We start from the raw sequence: 15,561 nt of genomic DNA on the forward strand, positions 1-15,561 counted from the left end.
GCCGCGGCCTGGTGGCGCGGCCGCTGCATGTGCGGCGAAGCTCCAGGGGTGTGGGCCTACGGCTTGTCCCGCACCGGCGGCGCGAACGGAATCGTGTCCGGCGCCACCGCACCGCCGCTGATGATGAAGCTCATCGCCTGGTCGACGGTCCAGTCGGTGGGCGTGATGTACTCGACCGGCACGATTTCCAGATAGCCCGACGTGGGGTTGGGCGTTGTCGGCACGTACACCGCGGCCAGCTCGCGGCCGGTGCCCTGTTCGCGGATCACGCGGGTGACGAAGCCGATCGCTTTCATCTGGTCGTGCGGGAAGTCGATCAGGACCACGCGCTGGGTACCGTCGGGCTTGGTCTGCAGGATGTCGAGCAGCTTGCGTGCGCTGGAATAGATGATGTTGGCCAGCGGGATGCGCTCGACCAGCGCTTCGATCCAGCGCAGCAGGCGCTGCCCGACCACGCGCCGCGCCAGCCAGCCCACGGTGACGATCAGCAGCAGGGTGGCGACCATCGCGATCGTCGCCTGCACCGAATCGGCGTTGGCCCAGCCCAGCGTATCCGGGAACCAGGCCGCGATCTGGTAGGACAGCGGGGCCACCCACGGCCGGCTCATGTCCGACAGCAGCACGAACACGAACTTGACCACCACCCAGGTCAGCCAGATCGGCAGCAGGGTGAGCAGTCCGGTGAGGAACAGTCGCTGCAGCCGCTGGCTGAGCGAGGGAGGAGTCGATGGCATGCGCGGATTCTACCGGTCGCGGCCGCGACTGGCGGGCACACGTGCGCGACGCTGCGTGCGCATGGCCGCATCTGCTTCCCCGCATCGCTGCCGAACGCCGCATCACCGCCAAAGCGGCCCTGCGGCAACGCCTACAGATCCCGCACCAGCCTGAAACCAACGTCGTCGTAACCACGGTCCGGGACCAGCGCGCGCGTCGTGCTCTCCGTGCGCCAGCTGGGCCCGGTGGCGGCGCGCCGTGCGCAGCTGTCGCCGCAGTCGGCCCGCCATTCCGACACCTGCCGGTCGCCGGCCGCAAGCGGCAGGCGGGCGCCTTCGGCTGTGGTCGCGAGGCGGTAGCGCTGGCCGTCGCGGCGGCCGCGCCACTGCGTGTAGGCCTCGGCATCCTGCCAGGACACGCAGACCACGGGGTCGCGGTCGCCCTGCTCGAAGCCCGGCGTCTGCCAGTTGCGCGGGTCGAGCATGCGCAGCAGCGAGATGCGCTCCCGGCACAGCGCAGGCTCGCGTCCATTGACCTCGGCGAAGCGCGCGTATTCGGCGCGGCTGACCGGGCGCGCGAACGCAGCGACCGGGTCCGTGCCGCCTTCCAGCACCACCATCCCTTCGAGGTTGCCCGCCTGGCGTCCACCCAGGTCGGGAATGCGCTTGACCTGTGCCTGCAGGCGCTGCACGGCTGCCGACGGCAAATCGGCGATCTTCGCCAGCTCCACCACGCGCGTCGCGCGGTCGCGTTCGACCTTGCGCACCGCAGATGCGGAGCGTGCGGCCAGGGCTTCGCCCACGCGGTCCTGCCAGCGTGCCAGCGCATCGCCCGGCAGCGTGCCGATGTTCTCGCGCGCGCGCGCGGCTGCGCGCAGCAGCGCATCCGCATCATCGTCGCGGTCGCGGGTGATCGCGTCCGCGGCCGACTTGCCCAGCGCATCCATCAGCGCCGTCGTCGCCTCGTCCAGCTGCGGATGCCCCTGGTCTGCCCGGCGCGCGGCAAGCAGGCTCGCGGTCGCGTTGTCGTCAGCGGGCGCGGCCAGTCGGCCGGCACGGATCTGTTCGTGCATGCGCTCGACCAGCCGGTCGGCCGGCGACAGCGGCGCGGCGCGGTGCATGGCGGTGGCGTCGGTCGGCGCCGGCGCAAGCGCATCGGTCTCGAATGTCGGGGAGGCGACCGTCGGTGCATCGCTGGCCTGTGGCGCGCCTGGCGCATTCCAGTGCAGGCCCAGGCCCACGGCTGCGGCGCACAGCAGCGCCAGCCCCACCCAGGCCAGCATCGGCAGGCGTCGCAGCTGTCCGCCGGCGCGGCTGGCGGCCGCACCCAGCCAGGCGCCGCGCGCGTGCGCGGACAGCGGCACCTGTTCCAGCGCGGCCAGCATCTGCGCGGCGTCGTGGAAGCGCCTGCGCGGCGACTTGACCAGCGCCCGTTCCATGAAGCGCTGCCAGTGGCGCAGCCCGGGCGGCAGCTTCGGCACCGGCTTCTGCGCATGCTGGATGGCCATCGCCAGCGCGTCATCGGCCTTGTAGGGCAGCTCGCCGGTCAGCATTTCCCAGGCCAGCACGCCGACGCCGTAGAGGTCGGCGCGGTGGTCGACCTGTTCGCCACGCGCCTGCTCGGGTGCCATGTAGGCGGTGCTGCCCACCGCCAGGCCGGTCATCGTCACCCGCGTGCCGTGGCCGCGGCGCAGGGCGATGCCGAAATCCGCCAGCAGCGGGCGGTCGGCTTCGTCGAAGAGCACGTTCTCGGCCTTGACGTCGCGGTGCACCACGCCGCGCGCGTGGGCAAAGGTCAGCGCCGACAGCAGCGCGCGCAGGATTTCGCGCACGCGCTGTGGATCGCCGGTGAGGTCGCGCTGGCCGACGTGGCCGCGCGGCAGGTATGGCATCGAATACCAGGGCAGGCCGTCGGTGGTGCGCCCCACTTCGTGGATACCGACGATGTGCGGATGCTCCAGCCGCGCGATCGTGCGCGCCTCGTTTTCGAAGCGGCGCCTGCTCACCTCGTCGGCCAGCGCTTCCTTGCGCATCAGCTTGATCGCAACCTCGCGCCCCAGCGACAGCTGGGTGCCCAGGTATACGGTCGACATCCCGCCCTCGCCGAGCACACGCGTGAGCCGATAGCCGGCGATTTCCGGCAACGGTGCGTGCGTACTGGCGCTTGCCCCTGTGATCATGCAACCCCCTGATTACGATGGAGAGCATATACAAGGCCTGCGTCCAAGGCAGTGAATCCGTGCGCAACCTGGCGCGTTAGCCGTGGAAACCGGGACAGTAACCGGAATGCGCGATGTCGCATGCGCTCCAGGCGCCGCCATGACGGCGCGATGCCGAGCGGCGGCGGTGTGCGGCGACGATTCGCTGCCCGACAGCTATGCCGCGGACGTGGACGGGTCTTGCCCGGCGCGGTCGCGCTTGCGCCGTACGTAGACCTGCTTGCGCACGCGTGCGACGACATCGCCCTGGCCATCGACGATGTCGGTCTCGAACCAGTGCAGGTGGCGCCCGCCATCCGCGGTCGCGGCGCGCATCGTGTCGAGCACCGCCTCTTCGAGCCGGAAATCCGCGACCACCGTACCCTTGCCCGGCTTGAGGAAATCGATGGTGCCGGCCTTGTCCCAGACGATGTAGTCGCGGCCCAGCGACTGCAGGGTCATGATCATCCAGAACGGATCGGTCATCGAGAACAGGTTGCCGCCGTAGTGGGTGCGCACGTAGTTGCGGTTCCAGGGGCGCATGCGCAGCTCGACCCGCGCATGGCGCCAGTCGCCCGACAGCCGGGTCACGTGGATCCCGGCGGCGGCGAAGGGCGGCCACAGGTTGAAGATCCAGCGCAGCAGGTTAGGACTCATCGCGTGGGGGCAGGACCGGGGAGGGCGAGGCTACCATACGTATTGGTATGGAGCGTTTCCGCGCAGCCGCGCTGAGTGGCGGCCGGCAGGCTAGACCAGCAGCAGCGAGGCCATGCGGCGGCGGTAGCGGCCCACCAGTTCGGCGTCGTCCAGGATGCGGAATGCGTCGATCAGGGCGCGTCGCGGCAGTCCGTCCTCGAAGCCGCGGTCGCGCTGCAGCATCTCCAGGAACTGCTCGAGGCCGGCCGCCGGATCATCGCCCACGATCCTGTGCACGCCGAGCAGGTGGCGCGCGCGCAGGTCATCGGGGTTGGTGGCGATCGCAGCCTCCAGCGACGCGACCGGCGGTGCGTCAACCAGCAGCGTGGCGAAGCCCAGGCGCGCGCGCGCCTTCACCGCGCGATCGTCGGTGGACAGGTTGGCAGGCAGGGCATCGAGCAGTCGCTCGGCTTCCTGCGCGGCGCCGGTCTGCAGCAGCGCCAGGGCCAGGTCCAGCTTGAGTTCCTCGGTACCGGGCTCGGCGGCGATCGCCTCGCGCAGGCGGGCCACTTCGGCATGCGGATCCAGTGGCGCGGTCTCCTCCGCTGCCGCCTCGTCGACGACTTCGGCCGGCTCGACGCCGTGGTGCTGCAGGAACTGGCGCACCTGGCTTTCAGCCAGCGCACCCTGGAAGCCGTCGAGGATCTGTCCATCCTTGACCAGGAACACGGTCGGGATCGAACGGACCTGGAAGGCGCCGGCGATCTGCGGTTCCTTCTCGGTATCGACCTTGGCCAGCAGGAAGGCGCCGTGGTACTCGCCAGCCAGCTTCTCGAGGATCGGGCCGAGGGTCTTGCACGGCCCGCACCATTCGGCCCAGAAATCGACCAGCACCGGCACCACCAGCGACTTCTGCAGGACCTCGGTCTCGAAGCCGGCGGTGGTGGCGTCGAAGACGTGCTTGGTGGTGTCGACGGACATGGACGGCTCCGGTGCAGGGGAGGAGAAGGATGGCGGCGAGGGTTCAGGATTCCAAGTCGATGTAAAAAATAGTTGACATTGATCGATGGCGATGTAAATTAGTTTTTACATCAAGTCAGCTGGAGCGGACATATGCAGACACATCCGTGGCAGGTCGCTGCACTGGCGGCGATCGCGTTGCCCGCGCTCTGGCTGCTGCTGGCCGGCCCCGAGCGCCTGCTCGGCATCGAGGGCGACCACATCGGCATGGTCTTGCTGGTGACCGCGGCATGGACCAGCCTGCTGGCGCTGTCGAAGCTGCCGCGGGGCGAGGGCGAGGCGGCGATCGCGCCGGCCGAATGGAGGGCCTGGATCGGCACCGGTTTCATGGCCGTGGCGGTGGCGTATTTCGTCGGCCACGTGGAGGTCTTCGCGGCCGGGCCGGACGACCGGGCGGCGCGTGCGATGGCCGGTCACCTGGTGCTGCTGCTGGTCGCGTGGACCGTGTTGTCGCAGGTGCTGGCGTCGCGCTGGAAGGGCGCGGTGGACGAGGACGAGCGCGACCGCGGCATCGCGGTGCAGGCGGCCGGGTGGTGGCGCGGTACCGCTGCCGTGGCCGTACTCGCCCTTGCCGTAACCCTGGGCTTCTCGCCGCCGGAGCGGCTGCAGTGGGCCACGCACTTCATGGTCGCGAACCTGCTGGTACTGGCGCTCATGTGCGCCTGGCTGGCCGAGTGCGCGGCGACCGCAATGCTGTACCTGCGCGACCGCCAGTGAGCGGCACGCCCATCGCCAACGAGATCCGCCGCTTGCGCTTCGAACACGGCGAGATGACCCAGCAGGCGCTGGCCAATGCCTGCCGGGTGACGCGGCAGACGATCATCGCGCTGGAGGCGGGCCGTTACGCGCCGTCGCTGGAGCTGGCGTTCCGCATCGCACGCGCGTTCGGCGTCGGGGTCGAGGACGTGTTTCGCTGGGAGGGGTCATGAAGAATCCGGATCGCTGGTTCGCGCCGATCGCTGGCGTGGTCGCCGTGTCTGCGTACGCCGGCCTGGGCGCGCCGCTGGACGGCTACTCGCACCTGCTCCATCCGGTCGCGCTGCCCGGGGCGGACGGCGTGCCGCGCGCGTTCGCGTTCAACCTGCTGGTGTTCGTGCTGCCGGGACTGCTGCTGGCCGCGTCCGCATGGCGGTTGCGCGGGCGGCTGCCGGCGCGCACCGGCATGGCCGCGCGGCTCGGCACGACCATGCTGTTGCTGTCGGCGCTGGCCTACGCCGTGCAGGGCATGCTGCCGCTCGATCTGGAGCAGCCTGACGCAGGCGCCAGCCGCTGGCATGCCGCGGCCTGGACCGTGTGGTGGATCGCGTTCCTGGCCGGCACTGCACTGCTGGCGGCGTCGCTGCGCGCGCTGCGGGTCGCAGCCGTCGGTGCGTGGCTGCTGGTGCTGGGTGCGGGCGTGCTGCTGCCGCAGCTGCTGGGGACGGGCATCAGCCAGCGGCTGGCGTTCGCGGCGTGGTTTGCGTGGATGTGGTGGCTGGAGTTGTCGCTGCGGTCGGAATGACAGGCAGCGGTGAGCCGGTCGAGCCTGCGACAGCGCGAGCGCGGCCCCGCTGCTGCCTGCGGGGTCACCCGTGCCGCAACTTCAGCCCCAGGATCACCGTCGCCAGCACAAAGGTCACCGCATTGGCCAGGATCATCGGCCACGCGCCCAGCACGAGGCCGTAGCCGAACCAGCACACGATGCCGATGGTGAACACCACGTACATGCCCAGCGAGATGCCGCTGGTGTCGCGGCTGCGGATCGTCTTGGCCGCCTGCGGCACGAATGCCAGCGTGGTCAGGATCGCAGCCACGTAGCCAAGCCATTCCAGGTTCATTCAACCCCCGGCCTGCGATACACGCGGCCGTCCTTCATCACGAAGTCGACCGCCATCACCGCATTGATGTCCGCAACCGGATCACCGGGCAGGGCGATGATGTCGGCGCGTTTGCCGGGTTCGATCACGCCCTGGTCGTCGACGCCCAGCACCTGCGCGGCGTGCAGCGTCGCCGACTGCAGCGCGTAGGCCGCCGGAATGCCGGCTTCGACCATGTAGATGAACTCGCGCGCGTTGTCGCCGTGCGGGCCCACGCCCTGGTCGGTGCCGAAGCCGATCTTCACTCCGGCACGATAGGCGCGCGCGGCGGTGTCCTGGATCAGCGCGCCGATGCGGGCGGCCTTGGGGCGCACGATCTCGGGAAAGTAACCCGGCTCCTTCGCCTTTTCGGCGACGAAGCGTCCGGCGTAGATGGTCGGCACGTACCAGGTGCCGTGCTGCTTCATCAGCCGCATCACATCGTCGCTCATGTGGGTGCCGTGCTCGATGCTGGTCACGCCCGCCAGAACCGCGCGGCGCATGCCTTCCTCGCCGTGCGCGTGCGCGGCGACGGTGTAGCCGTAATCCTTCGCGGTGTCGACCACCGCGCGGATCTCGTCGACGGTGAACTGCGGCGCGTCGCCGGACTTGGCATAGCTCAGCACGCCGCCGGTGGCGGTGATCTTGATGACGTCGCTGCCGTCCTTGTAGCGCTGGCGCACGGCCTGGCGGGCGTCGTCGACGGAGTTGATTACGCCATCGGTCGGGCCGGGCGGGCCGAGCAGGTGCGAGAGCATCGAGTTCCAGCCGTTGCTCGGGTCGGCGTGGCCGCCGGTGGTGGCGATGGACTTGCCGGCGGCGAAGATGCGCGGCCCGTCGACCAGGCCCTGGTTGACCGCGTCGCGCAGGTGCGGACTGACCTCGCCGCCAAGGTCGCGCACGCTGGTGAAGCCGGCACGCAGGGTCTTGCCGGCATAGCCGACCGAGCGGAAGGCGTAGTCGACCGGATCCAGCCGGAAGCCTTCCGAGTAGCTCTGCGGACCGGACTGGCTGCCCAGGTGCACGTGCAGGTCGGTCCAGCCGGGAAGGCAGGTGCGGCCTGCCAGGTCGATGGTTTCGGCGCCAAGCGTGGCGGTGCGTCCGGGCTGCAGCGAGCGGATGCGGCCATCCTCGACCACGATCGTGTGTTCGCCGAGCACCCGGCCGCTGCGGGCATCGAAGATCCGCTCGCAGTGCAGCGCCACGGGATCGGCTGCGACTGCCTGTGGCGACAGGCAGGCGGCCAGGACGAGGAAGGGGAGCAGGCGTGGCATCAAGGGCATCGGTCTGGTCGGCGGCAAGGGTCGGCCGATTGAACCACAGCTGCCGCCGCCGAATGCGGCCCCGCCGGCCTTGCTTCCGGCGGTGGCCCGGCCGCGCCGCAGACGCCAGGGGGCGCACGTCGACACGATGTGCACGCGCGGTGGACGCCGGCGAATGACGGGGCTGCCGCGCTGGGGTAGGCTTCCAGTCCCTGTTTTTCCAGCGCAGATACCGTGTCCGTAGAGTCCGCCAGCCCCGAATCCGCCGCCTACCAGCCCGCCCCGATCGAGGCCGCTGCGCAGCGCTTCTGGGACGACACCCGCGCCTTCGAGGTGACCGAGCAGCCGGGCAAGCCGAAATTCTTCTGCCTGTCGATGCTGCCGTATCCCTCCGGTGCGCTGCACATGGGCCACGTGCGCAACTACACCATTGGCGATGTGATCAGCCGCTACCAGCGCATGACCGGCAAGAACGTGCTGCAGCCGATGGGCTGGGACGCGTTCGGCCTGCCGGCCGAGAACGCGGCGATCAAAAACGCCACCGCGCCGGCGAAATGGACCTACGCCAACATCGACCACATGCGCGCCCAGCTCAAGTCGCTGGGTTACGCGATCGACTGGTCGCGTGAGTTCGCGACCTGCTCGCCCGACTACTACGTGCACGAGCAGCGCATGTTCGTGCGGCTGATGCACAAGGGCCTGGCCTACCGCCGCAACTCGGTGGTGAACTGGGACCCGGTCGACCAGACCGTGCTGGCCAACGAGCAGGTCATCGACGGCCGCGGCTGGCGCTCGGGCGCGCTGGTGGAAAAGCGCGAGATCCCGCAGTGGTTCCTGCGCATCACCGATTACGCGCAGGAGTTGCTGGACGGGCTGGACACGCTGGACGGCTGGCCCGAGTCGGTCAAGACCATGCAGCGCAACTGGATCGGCCGCAGCGAAGGTCTGGAGCTGCAGTTCAAGGTCGATGGCGAGGACGCGCCGCTGTCGGTCTACACCACGCGCCCCGACACGCTGATGGGAGTGACCTTCATCTCCATCGCCGGCGAGCATCCGCTGGCGATCAAGGCCGCCGCTTCGAATCCCGAGCTGGCCGCGTTCCTCGATGAGCTGAAGCGCGGCGGCGTGTCCGAAGCCGACATCGAGGCGCAGGACAAGCGCGGCATGGCCACCGGCCAGTGGGCGATCCATCCGCTCACCGGCGAGGACGTGCCGGTCTACGTCGCCAACTTCGTGCTGATGGGCTATGGCACCGGCGCGGTGATGGCGGTACCGGCGCACGACCAGCGCGACTGGGAATTCGCCAAGGCCTATGGCCTGCCGGTGCGGGCGGTGATCGTGCCGCAGGGCGTGCGCGACGCGCTGCTCGAGGTGATCGGCGACGTCGCCCACGACGCCGATCCGTTCCAGGCCGCACTGGCCGGCGGGTCGGTCGATGCCTATGACACGTCCGCCGCGGTGGCCGTGGTGCGCGAATACCTGGACGGCATCGAACAGCGCGGCGCGTACACCGAGCGCGGCTTCCTGATCAATTCCGGCGAATACAACGGCCTGGGCTACGACGCCGCCTTCGCTGCGCTGGCGCGGCACTTCGAGGCCCAGGGCAGCGGCCGGCGCAAGGTCAACTTCCGCCTGCGCGACTGGGGCGTGAGCCGCCAGCGCTACTGGGGCTGCCCGATCCCGGTGGTCTATTGCGATGGCTGCGGCGCGGTGCCGGTGCCGGAGGACCAACTGCCGGTGCTGTTGCCCGAGGACGTGGCCGACGCCTTCTCCAATCCGGGCGTGGTGCATTCGCCGATCAAGTCCGATCCGCAGTGGCGCACGACCACCTGCCCGAGCTGCGGCAAGCCGGCCGAGCGCGAAACCGACACCTTCGACACCTTCATGGAGTCGAGCTGGTACTACGCGCGCTACACCTCGCCCGGCGCGGCCGACATGGTCGACGGACGCGCGAAATACTGGACGCCGGTCGACCAGTACATCGGCGGCATCGAGCACGCGATCCTGCACCTGCTGTACTTCCGCTTCTTCCACAAGTTGCTGCGTGACCAGGGCCTGGTCGACAGCGACGAGCCGGCCAACCGCCTGCTCACCCAGGGCATGGTCATCGCCGAGACCTACTACCGCGAGCACGTCAACGGCGCCAAGGAGTGGTTCAACCCGGCGGACGTGGACGTGGAGCGCGACGACAAGGCCCGCATCACCGGCGCCACGCTCAAGGCCGACGGCAATCCGGTGATGATCGGCGGCATCGAGAAGATGTCGAAGTCGAAGAACAACGGCGTCGATCCGCAGGCGATGATCGCGCGCTATGGCGCCGACACCGTGCGCCTGTTTTCGATGTTCGCCTCGCCGCCGGAACTTTCCCTGGAGTGGAACGAGGCCGGGGTCGAGGGCATGGCGCGCTTCCTGCGCCGGCTGTGGACCCAGGTCCAGCGCCACGCCGATGGCGGGCCCGCGCCGGCACTGGATCCCTCGACGCTCACCGCCGCGCAGAAGGCGCTGCGCCGGCAGCTGCACGAAACCGTGCAGAAGGTCGGCGACGACTACGGCCGCCGGCACGCCTTCAACACCGCCATCGCCGCGGTGATGGAGCTGCTCAACGCGGTGGCGAAGTTCGACCCTTCGACAGGCTCAGGGCAGGCTGCCGACGGCAACGGCCGCGCCCTGCGCCAGGAATGCCTGGAGGCGATGGTGCTGCTGCTCAACCCGATCACCCCGCACGCCAGCCACGCGCTGTGGCAGGCGCTGGGCCATGCGGAGATGCTGCTGGAGGACGTGGCGTTCCCGCAGCCCGACCCGGCCGCGCTGGTGCGCGACGCGGTCACGCTGGCGGTGCAGGTCAACGGCAAGCTGCGCGGGACGATCGAGGCGCCGGTGGACGCACCGCGCGAGGCGATCGAGGCCGCCGCCCTGGCCGAGCCCAACGTGCAGGCCTTCCTTGCCGACCTGCAGGTGCGCAAGGTCATCGTGGTGCCGGGCAAGATCGTCAACGTGGTGGCGGGCTGAATGCGCGGCGCCAGCCTGCTTGCCCGTGCCGCCGCCCTCGGCCAGACTTCGCCGATGATCCGGACCTGCCTGCTTGCCGTCCTCCTCGCCCTCGGCCTGGCCGGTTGCGGCTTCCACCTGCGCGAGGCGCTGCAGCTGCCGCCGGACCTGGGCCAGGTGCGCGTGACCGCCCGCGATCCCTACAGCGCGCTGGCGCTGTCGCTTGAGCGCTCGCTCGGCCATGCCGGTGTGCAGGTGGTCGAGGCTGGCACCCCCGGCCGCCTGGCGGTGCTGGCGATCCGCTCCGAGCGCTGGGCCTCGCTGCCGCTGAGCCTCGACCAGTACGGGCGCGCCCAGGAATACACGCTGCGCTACGCGGTGGTGTTCGCGCTGATCGATGCCAATGGCGACGAGATCGTGCCGCAGCAGGTCGTCGAGCTCGCGCGCGACTACATTTCGGTGCCCACCGACATGACCGGTACCGACACCGAGGCCGAACTGCTCGGCCGCGAACTGCAGCGCGAGATGACCGCAGCGATCCTGCGCCGCATCGACGCCGCGACGCGCGAGCGCCGCCAGGCCGCGCAGTGAGCCGCGCAGCGGCATGGAGCTGAAGCCCGAGCGCCTGGGCGCGCAGCTGGGCGCAGAGCCACCGCGCCCGGCCTACCTGGTGGCCGGCGCCGAAACCCTGCTGGTGCTGGAAGCGGCCGACCTGATCCGCGCCCGCGCGCGTGACTGCGGCTATGGCGAGCGCGAGGTGTTCGACGCCGACGGTCGCGATTTCGATTGGGATGCACTGTCGGCCAGCTTCCGCGCGCCGAGCCTGTTCTCCGCGCAGCGGCTGATCGAACTGCGCCTGCCGACGGGGCGCCCCGGCAAGCAGGGCGGCGAAGTGATTGCCGAATTCTGCGCCCATGCGCGGGAGGCCGCGCAGGCCGGCGCCGGTGCGCCCGAGATCGTGCTGCTGGTCACCGCAGGCGAGTGGAGCCGCCAGCACGGTGGACGCTGGAGCGAGGCGATCGCCGGCCTGGGCCACATCGTGCTGGTGCCGCTGGTGCGCCCGCACGAACTGGAAGGCTGGCTGGAATCACGCATGCGCCAGCGCGGGGTGCGCGCCGACCGCGCCGCGGTCCAGCGCCTGGCCGAACGCGTGCAGGGCAACCTGCTGGCGGCCGCGCAGGAGGTCGACAAGCTGGCGCTGCTGGCTGGCGAAGGCACGCTCGACGCCGCGCGCATGGAGTCGCTGGTCGCCGATGCGGCCCGCTTCGACGTGTTCCGCCTGGTCGATGCCGCGCTGGGCGGACAGGCCGCGCAGGCCACCCGCATGCTGGCCGGGCTGCGCGCCGAGGGCGAGGCGGTGCCGGCGCTGATGGGCATGGTGGTGATGGAGCTCAATCGCGTCGCCGCGCTGGCGCGGGTGCAGGCGCGCGGCGGCAACCTTGCCTCCGAATTCAAGGCGCAGCGGGTCTGGGATTCCAAGCAGGCCGTGTACAAGCGCGCGCTGTCGCGACACCCGGCCTCGCGCTGGGAGCGCTTCGTGGTGATGGCCGGCGGCGTGGACCGCATCGCCAAGGGCCGCGTGCGCGTCGGCGAGGAGCCGGCGGATGCGTGGCTGGCGCTGGAGCGGCTGCTGGTCGCGGTGGCCGAGCCGAAGGCGGCGGCGCTGGCCGGCTGAGTTCAGCGCAGCGGCAATCCCGCCGCTGCCGCCGTCCGCCCGCCGCAGGACGTTCGTCATCCCGACGAACGCCGGAAGCGCCTTTCAACAGCCCGCAGGGCTGGTCATCCATCTTGACCCCGCAGTGCAGGCATCCATGCCAGCCTGCAGGTCGCCCCGGATCGAACCTCACCGCGCAACCTCACCAGACAGCCATGGCGCCCGTCAGCAAAAACGAAACATCGCAGGTCTCCGCACCCGCCGCAGACGACGGCCCAGCGGCCCGAACGCCGCTGCTGGTCCTGTACGGCGGCACCTTCGATCCCGTGCACCACGGTCATCTGGCGATCGCCCGCGAGGCGCGCGACGCGCTCGGCGTGCCGATCCACTTCATGCCCGCCGCCGATCCGCCGCATCGCCCACCGCCGGGCGCGGACGCCTCGCAGCGCGCTGCGATGCTGGCGCTGGCGATTGCCGACGAGCCCGATTTCCACATCGACCTGCGCGAACTGCGCCGTGACGGCCCCAGCTACAGCGTCGAAAGCCTGCGCGAACTGCGCCGCGACATCGGGGCCGCCGCCCCGGTCGCGCTGCTGATCGGCGCCGACAGCCTGCTTGGGCTGCCGGGGTGGCGCGAATGGCGGGCGCTGCTTGGACTGACCCATCTCGTCGTGGCCGAACGGACCGGAAGTGCCCTGGATCGCCCCCTGCCGCCGGAACTGGCCGAAGCCCTCGAGGGCCGCTGGTGCGATGACGCGGGCGCGCTGCGTGCGCAGCCGGGCGGGCGCCTGCTGCGGCTGCGGCAGGCGCTGCACCCCGGTTCGGCGACCCGGGTGCGGGCCGACATCTCCGCCGACAGCGACTGGCGCCAGCTGGTGCCGTCGGGCGTCGCCGACTACATCGTCCGCCACCGCCTCTACGGGGTCGATGCGCCAACCCCGGTATAATCGTGCCGCAACCTTCAGAGCCAGCGCCCTTGTCCAGTTCCGCGCACGTCATCAAGACCCGTCTTCCCGACCCGCCGCCGCCGGCAGAGGTGCTGCTACGCAGCATCCACACCGCGGTCGAGGACCTCAAGGCCAAGGACGTCACCGAAATCGACGTGCGCGGCCGGACCAGCGTCTGCGACTACATGGTGATCGCCTCGGGCACCTCGACCCGTCACGTCAAGTCGATCGCCGACGAGGTGGTGCGCCAGGCCAAGCAGCTCGGCTGCCAGCCACTCGGCGTCGAGGGCGAACGCGAAGCGGAGTGGGTGCTGGTCGATCTGGGCGATGTCGTCGTGCACGTGATGCTGCCGCGCGTGCGCGAGTTCTATGCGCTCGAGCGCCTGTGGACGGTCGGCGACCAGCCGCCCGGGGACGCGCCGCCCGAAGCCGCGGACGAAGATCCCCGCTAGCCGGAAGCGCTTGCCCGTGGCTGTTCCATCGCGGCAAGTCGCGGACTTTCCCCGGATACACGCTTCCGGGCGACCGGGCCACGGATGAGATACTGGGGTGATGCAGACCCGCCTCCACACTTGCACTGGCCGCGCGTCTTGAAGGCGCGCCTCATCGCCGTCGGCGAGCGTGCGCCGGCCTGGGTCGCGGATGGATTTGGCGAATACCGCAAGCGCCTGTCGCACTGGCTGCCGCTGGAGCTGGTCGAGGTCGAACCCGGCCTGCGCGGCAAGGGCCGCGACCCGGCGCGGGCGATGCAGGAGGAGGGCGCGCGCGTGCTCGCGGCGGTGCCGCGCAACACGCAGGTCGTCGTGCTCGATGGCGGCGGCAAGGCATGGTCCTCCGAAGAACTGGCGCAACGACTGGAGCACTGGCGAGGACAGGGCCGCGATCTCGCCTTCCTGGTCGGCGGCCCCGAAGGCCACGCCTCCGGGGTGCTCAAGCGCGCCGACGAATCCTGGTCGCTGGGCCCGCTGACCCTGCCGCACATGCTGGTGCGGCTGCTGCTGGCCGAACAGCTCTATCGCGCCGCCGCGCTGCTGGCGAACCATCCCTACCATCGCGGCTGAAGCCGCTCCTACAGGACCTGTGTTCCCTCTGTAGGAGCGGCTTCAGCCGCGATCGCCAGTGACGACCCATCGTCGCGGTCGGCCGAAGGCCCCGGTTCCGCCCCCAAGCGGGAGCGGAACCATGAAACCCCGCCTCGCGGCAGGCTCAATGCCCTGGCGCCCTAACCGCGAGCCAGCCGGAACTCGATCGGCACGATGCCCACCGCCTGCACCGGCTGGCCGTCGCGCAGCGCGGGACGGAAGGTCCAGTTGCGCTGCACGTGGCGCAGGGCCTCGCGGTCGAGCACGGCATGGCCGCTGCTCTGCTCGATCCCGACCTGCAGCGGCCGGCCGTCGGTGCCGACCAGGATCCGCAGCAGCACCACGCCCTCCAGCCCGCGCTGGAGGGCCAGGCGCGGATAGGCCGGCGACGGTGCGCGGTCGTACTGCAGCTGCATGCCCATGACCGGCCCGGGCGGCGCGATCGACACCGCTTCGCCCGGCTCGGTGGCCGCGTTCGCGGCTGTGTCGACGAAGATGCCGTGGTCGACCAGCACCGGGACGTCTGCCGCCGGCGGCGCGATCGCGGTGTCGCGGATGGTGGACTGTGGCTGGACGCGCGGCGGCGTCACCGGCACCACCTCCGGCGGCGGTACCGGGGTGCGGCGCTCGATCGGCACGATCGGCACCACGCTCAGGTCCGGCGTGCGGTCCACTCGCGTGGGCGGTGGGGGCAGCGTCATCGGCGCGAGCAGCATGGCCAGCGCCAGCACGTTCAGCGCGAGCGTGCTGCTGATGCCGAGGATGCGGTTGCTGTCCAGGCGCCCCACCTGCGCGCCATGTCGGGATGAGTGCGTCTGCTGCAGGACCATGCTCCACCTCCGCGTGTGCCGGTGGCCGGGACGGCCGCCGTCTGGCCAGTGAACGCGCCGGTGGCGGGGACGGGGTTGAGAAGGAGCCTTGCGTCCCGCCTGCGTGCGCGACCCTGACTGCAGCCCGACGCTACGCCCGCGGCTGCGGACGCGGCAATGCGGCGAAGGTCGAAGGGCGCCTGCCGGCAGACGGGCGGTGGAACGCTGCGGCCATTGGCCGCAGCAGGCGCTCAGGCGCCCTCGTTCTTGCCGTCACGTTCGGGCTCGCGGTCGAGGCCGCCGGCGTCGGGGTTGGGCTGTTTCTTCGCGCCGGACTTGCGCGCGTCCTCCTTGTCGCGCGGCTCTTCTTCGCGGTAGCCGGAGCGGTCGTCGGACTTGCCTGGATTCTTGGGCATG

General features: G+C 70.6%; 17 protein-coding genes. 9 read left to right on the forward strand and 8 right to left on the reverse strand.

All coding sequences use genetic code 11. The annotated features are described in order from the left end of the window. Nucleotides 1–56 precede the first annotated feature (56 nt). The 4 genes from ACW5DW_RS10530 to trxA form a co-directional block, all read right to left on the reverse strand. Complete coding sequence (locus ACW5DW_RS10530; RefSeq protein ID WP_457018791.1) at nucleotides 57–734, reverse strand: DUF502 domain-containing protein; 678 nt, start codon at nucleotides 732–734, stop codon at nucleotides 57–59. A 131-nt stretch (nucleotides 735–865) separates the two neighbouring features. Next, the gene (locus ACW5DW_RS10535) at nucleotides 866–2,893 is read right to left on the reverse strand and encodes a protein kinase domain-containing protein (protein WP_457018792.1); all 2,028 of its coding nucleotides are present in this window, start codon (nucleotides 2,891–2,893) and stop codon (nucleotides 866–868) included. Between the two features lie 195 nt (nucleotides 2,894–3,088). Beyond that, nucleotides 3,089–3,568, reverse strand: a complete 480-nt coding sequence (locus ACW5DW_RS10540) for a DUF4442 domain-containing protein (protein WP_457018793.1) — start codon at nucleotides 3,566–3,568, stop codon at nucleotides 3,089–3,091. Between the two features lie 90 nt (nucleotides 3,569–3,658). Beyond that, entirely contained in the window at nucleotides 3,659–4,528 is an 870-nt protein-coding gene (trxA, locus tag ACW5DW_RS10545; RefSeq protein WP_457018794.1) for a thioredoxin, read from the reverse strand. A gap of 132 nt (nucleotides 4,529–4,660) precedes the next feature. Between trxA and ACW5DW_RS10550 the strand changes: the two genes are divergently transcribed. From ACW5DW_RS10550 to ACW5DW_RS10560, 3 genes are read left to right on the forward strand one after another with little or no spacing between them, the layout of a single operon-like run. Continuing rightward, on the forward strand, nucleotides 4,661–5,284 hold the full coding sequence (locus ACW5DW_RS10550; protein WP_457018795.1) for a hypothetical protein: 624 nt from the start codon (nucleotides 4,661–4,663) through the stop codon (nucleotides 5,282–5,284). Then, the gene (locus ACW5DW_RS10555) at nucleotides 5,281–5,496 is read left to right on the forward strand and encodes a helix-turn-helix transcriptional regulator (protein WP_457018796.1); all 216 of its coding nucleotides are present in this window, start codon (nucleotides 5,281–5,283) and stop codon (nucleotides 5,494–5,496) included. Before ACW5DW_RS10550 ends, ACW5DW_RS10555 begins: the two co-directional genes overlap by 4 nt. Then, nucleotides 5,493–6,068, forward strand: a complete 576-nt coding sequence (locus ACW5DW_RS10560; RefSeq protein ID WP_457018797.1) for a DUF998 domain-containing protein — start codon at nucleotides 5,493–5,495, stop codon at nucleotides 6,066–6,068. Before ACW5DW_RS10555 ends, ACW5DW_RS10560 begins: the two co-directional genes overlap by 4 nt. Nucleotides 6,069–6,132: 64 nt before the next feature. On the opposite strand, the gene ACW5DW_RS10565 is transcribed toward ACW5DW_RS10560, so the two are convergent. Together ACW5DW_RS10565 and ACW5DW_RS10570 are read right to left on the reverse strand one after the other, a co-directional pair. Further along, nucleotides 6,133–6,384: a SemiSWEET transporter gene (locus ACW5DW_RS10565; protein ID WP_457018798.1), complete on the reverse strand. Its 252-nt coding sequence runs from the start codon at nucleotides 6,382–6,384 to the stop codon at nucleotides 6,133–6,135. Continuing rightward, complete coding sequence (locus tag ACW5DW_RS10570) at nucleotides 6,381–7,676, reverse strand: amidohydrolase family protein (RefSeq protein ID WP_457018799.1); 1,296 nt, start codon at nucleotides 7,674–7,676, stop codon at nucleotides 6,381–6,383. The genes ACW5DW_RS10565 and ACW5DW_RS10570 overlap by 4 nt, the downstream gene beginning before the upstream one ends. Before the next feature lie 222 nt (nucleotides 7,677–7,898). Here ACW5DW_RS10570 and leuS point away from each other — a divergent pair, with 222 nt between their 5' ends. The 6 genes from leuS (at nucleotide 7,899) to rlmH (ending at nucleotide 14,314) form a co-directional block, all read left to right on the forward strand. Further along, nucleotides 7,899–10,673 (forward strand): leucine--tRNA ligase, encoded by a 2,775-nt coding sequence (gene leuS / locus ACW5DW_RS10575; RefSeq protein WP_457018800.1) that lies wholly within the window; start codon nucleotides 7,899–7,901, stop codon nucleotides 10,671–10,673. A 54-nt stretch (nucleotides 10,674–10,727) separates the two neighbouring features. Further along, nucleotides 10,728–11,243: an LPS-assembly lipoprotein LptE gene (locus ACW5DW_RS10580; RefSeq protein WP_457018801.1), complete on the forward strand. Its 516-nt coding sequence runs from the start codon at nucleotides 10,728–10,730 to the stop codon at nucleotides 11,241–11,243. A 13-nt stretch (nucleotides 11,244–11,256) separates the two neighbouring features. After that, on the forward strand, nucleotides 11,257–12,327 hold the full coding sequence (holA, locus tag ACW5DW_RS10585) for a DNA polymerase III subunit delta (RefSeq protein WP_457018802.1): 1,071 nt from the start codon (nucleotides 11,257–11,259) through the stop codon (nucleotides 12,325–12,327). A gap of 194 nt (nucleotides 12,328–12,521) precedes the next feature. Beyond that, nucleotides 12,522–13,253: a nicotinate-nucleotide adenylyltransferase gene (gene nadD, locus ACW5DW_RS10590; protein ID WP_457018803.1), complete on the forward strand. Its 732-nt coding sequence runs from the start codon at nucleotides 12,522–12,524 to the stop codon at nucleotides 13,251–13,253. A 29-nt stretch (nucleotides 13,254–13,282) separates the two neighbouring features. Next, complete coding sequence (gene rsfS, locus ACW5DW_RS10595; protein WP_457018804.1) at nucleotides 13,283–13,705, forward strand: ribosome silencing factor; 423 nt, start codon at nucleotides 13,283–13,285, stop codon at nucleotides 13,703–13,705. Nucleotides 13,706–13,843: 138 nt separating this feature from the next. Continuing rightward, nucleotides 13,844–14,314 (forward strand): 23S rRNA (pseudouridine(1915)-N(3))-methyltransferase RlmH, encoded by a 471-nt coding sequence (gene rlmH, locus ACW5DW_RS10600; RefSeq protein ID WP_457018805.1) that lies wholly within the window; start codon nucleotides 13,844–13,846, stop codon nucleotides 14,312–14,314. Between the two features lie 161 nt (nucleotides 14,315–14,475). On the opposite strand, the gene ACW5DW_RS10605 is transcribed toward rlmH, so the two are convergent. Both ACW5DW_RS10605 and ACW5DW_RS10610 read right to left on the reverse strand, forming a co-directional pair. Beyond that, nucleotides 14,476–15,165: an energy transducer TonB gene (locus tag ACW5DW_RS10605; protein ID WP_457018806.1), complete on the reverse strand. Its 690-nt coding sequence runs from the start codon at nucleotides 15,163–15,165 to the stop codon at nucleotides 14,476–14,478. 230 nt (nucleotides 15,166–15,395) lie between these two features. Beyond that, the gene (locus tag ACW5DW_RS10610) at nucleotides 15,396–15,560 is read right to left on the reverse strand and encodes a hypothetical protein (protein ID WP_457018807.1); all 165 of its coding nucleotides are present in this window, start codon (nucleotides 15,558–15,560) and stop codon (nucleotides 15,396–15,398) included. Nucleotide 15,561: the final 1 nt, after the last annotated feature.

The organism is Luteimonas sp. A482 (assembly GCF_054072655.1).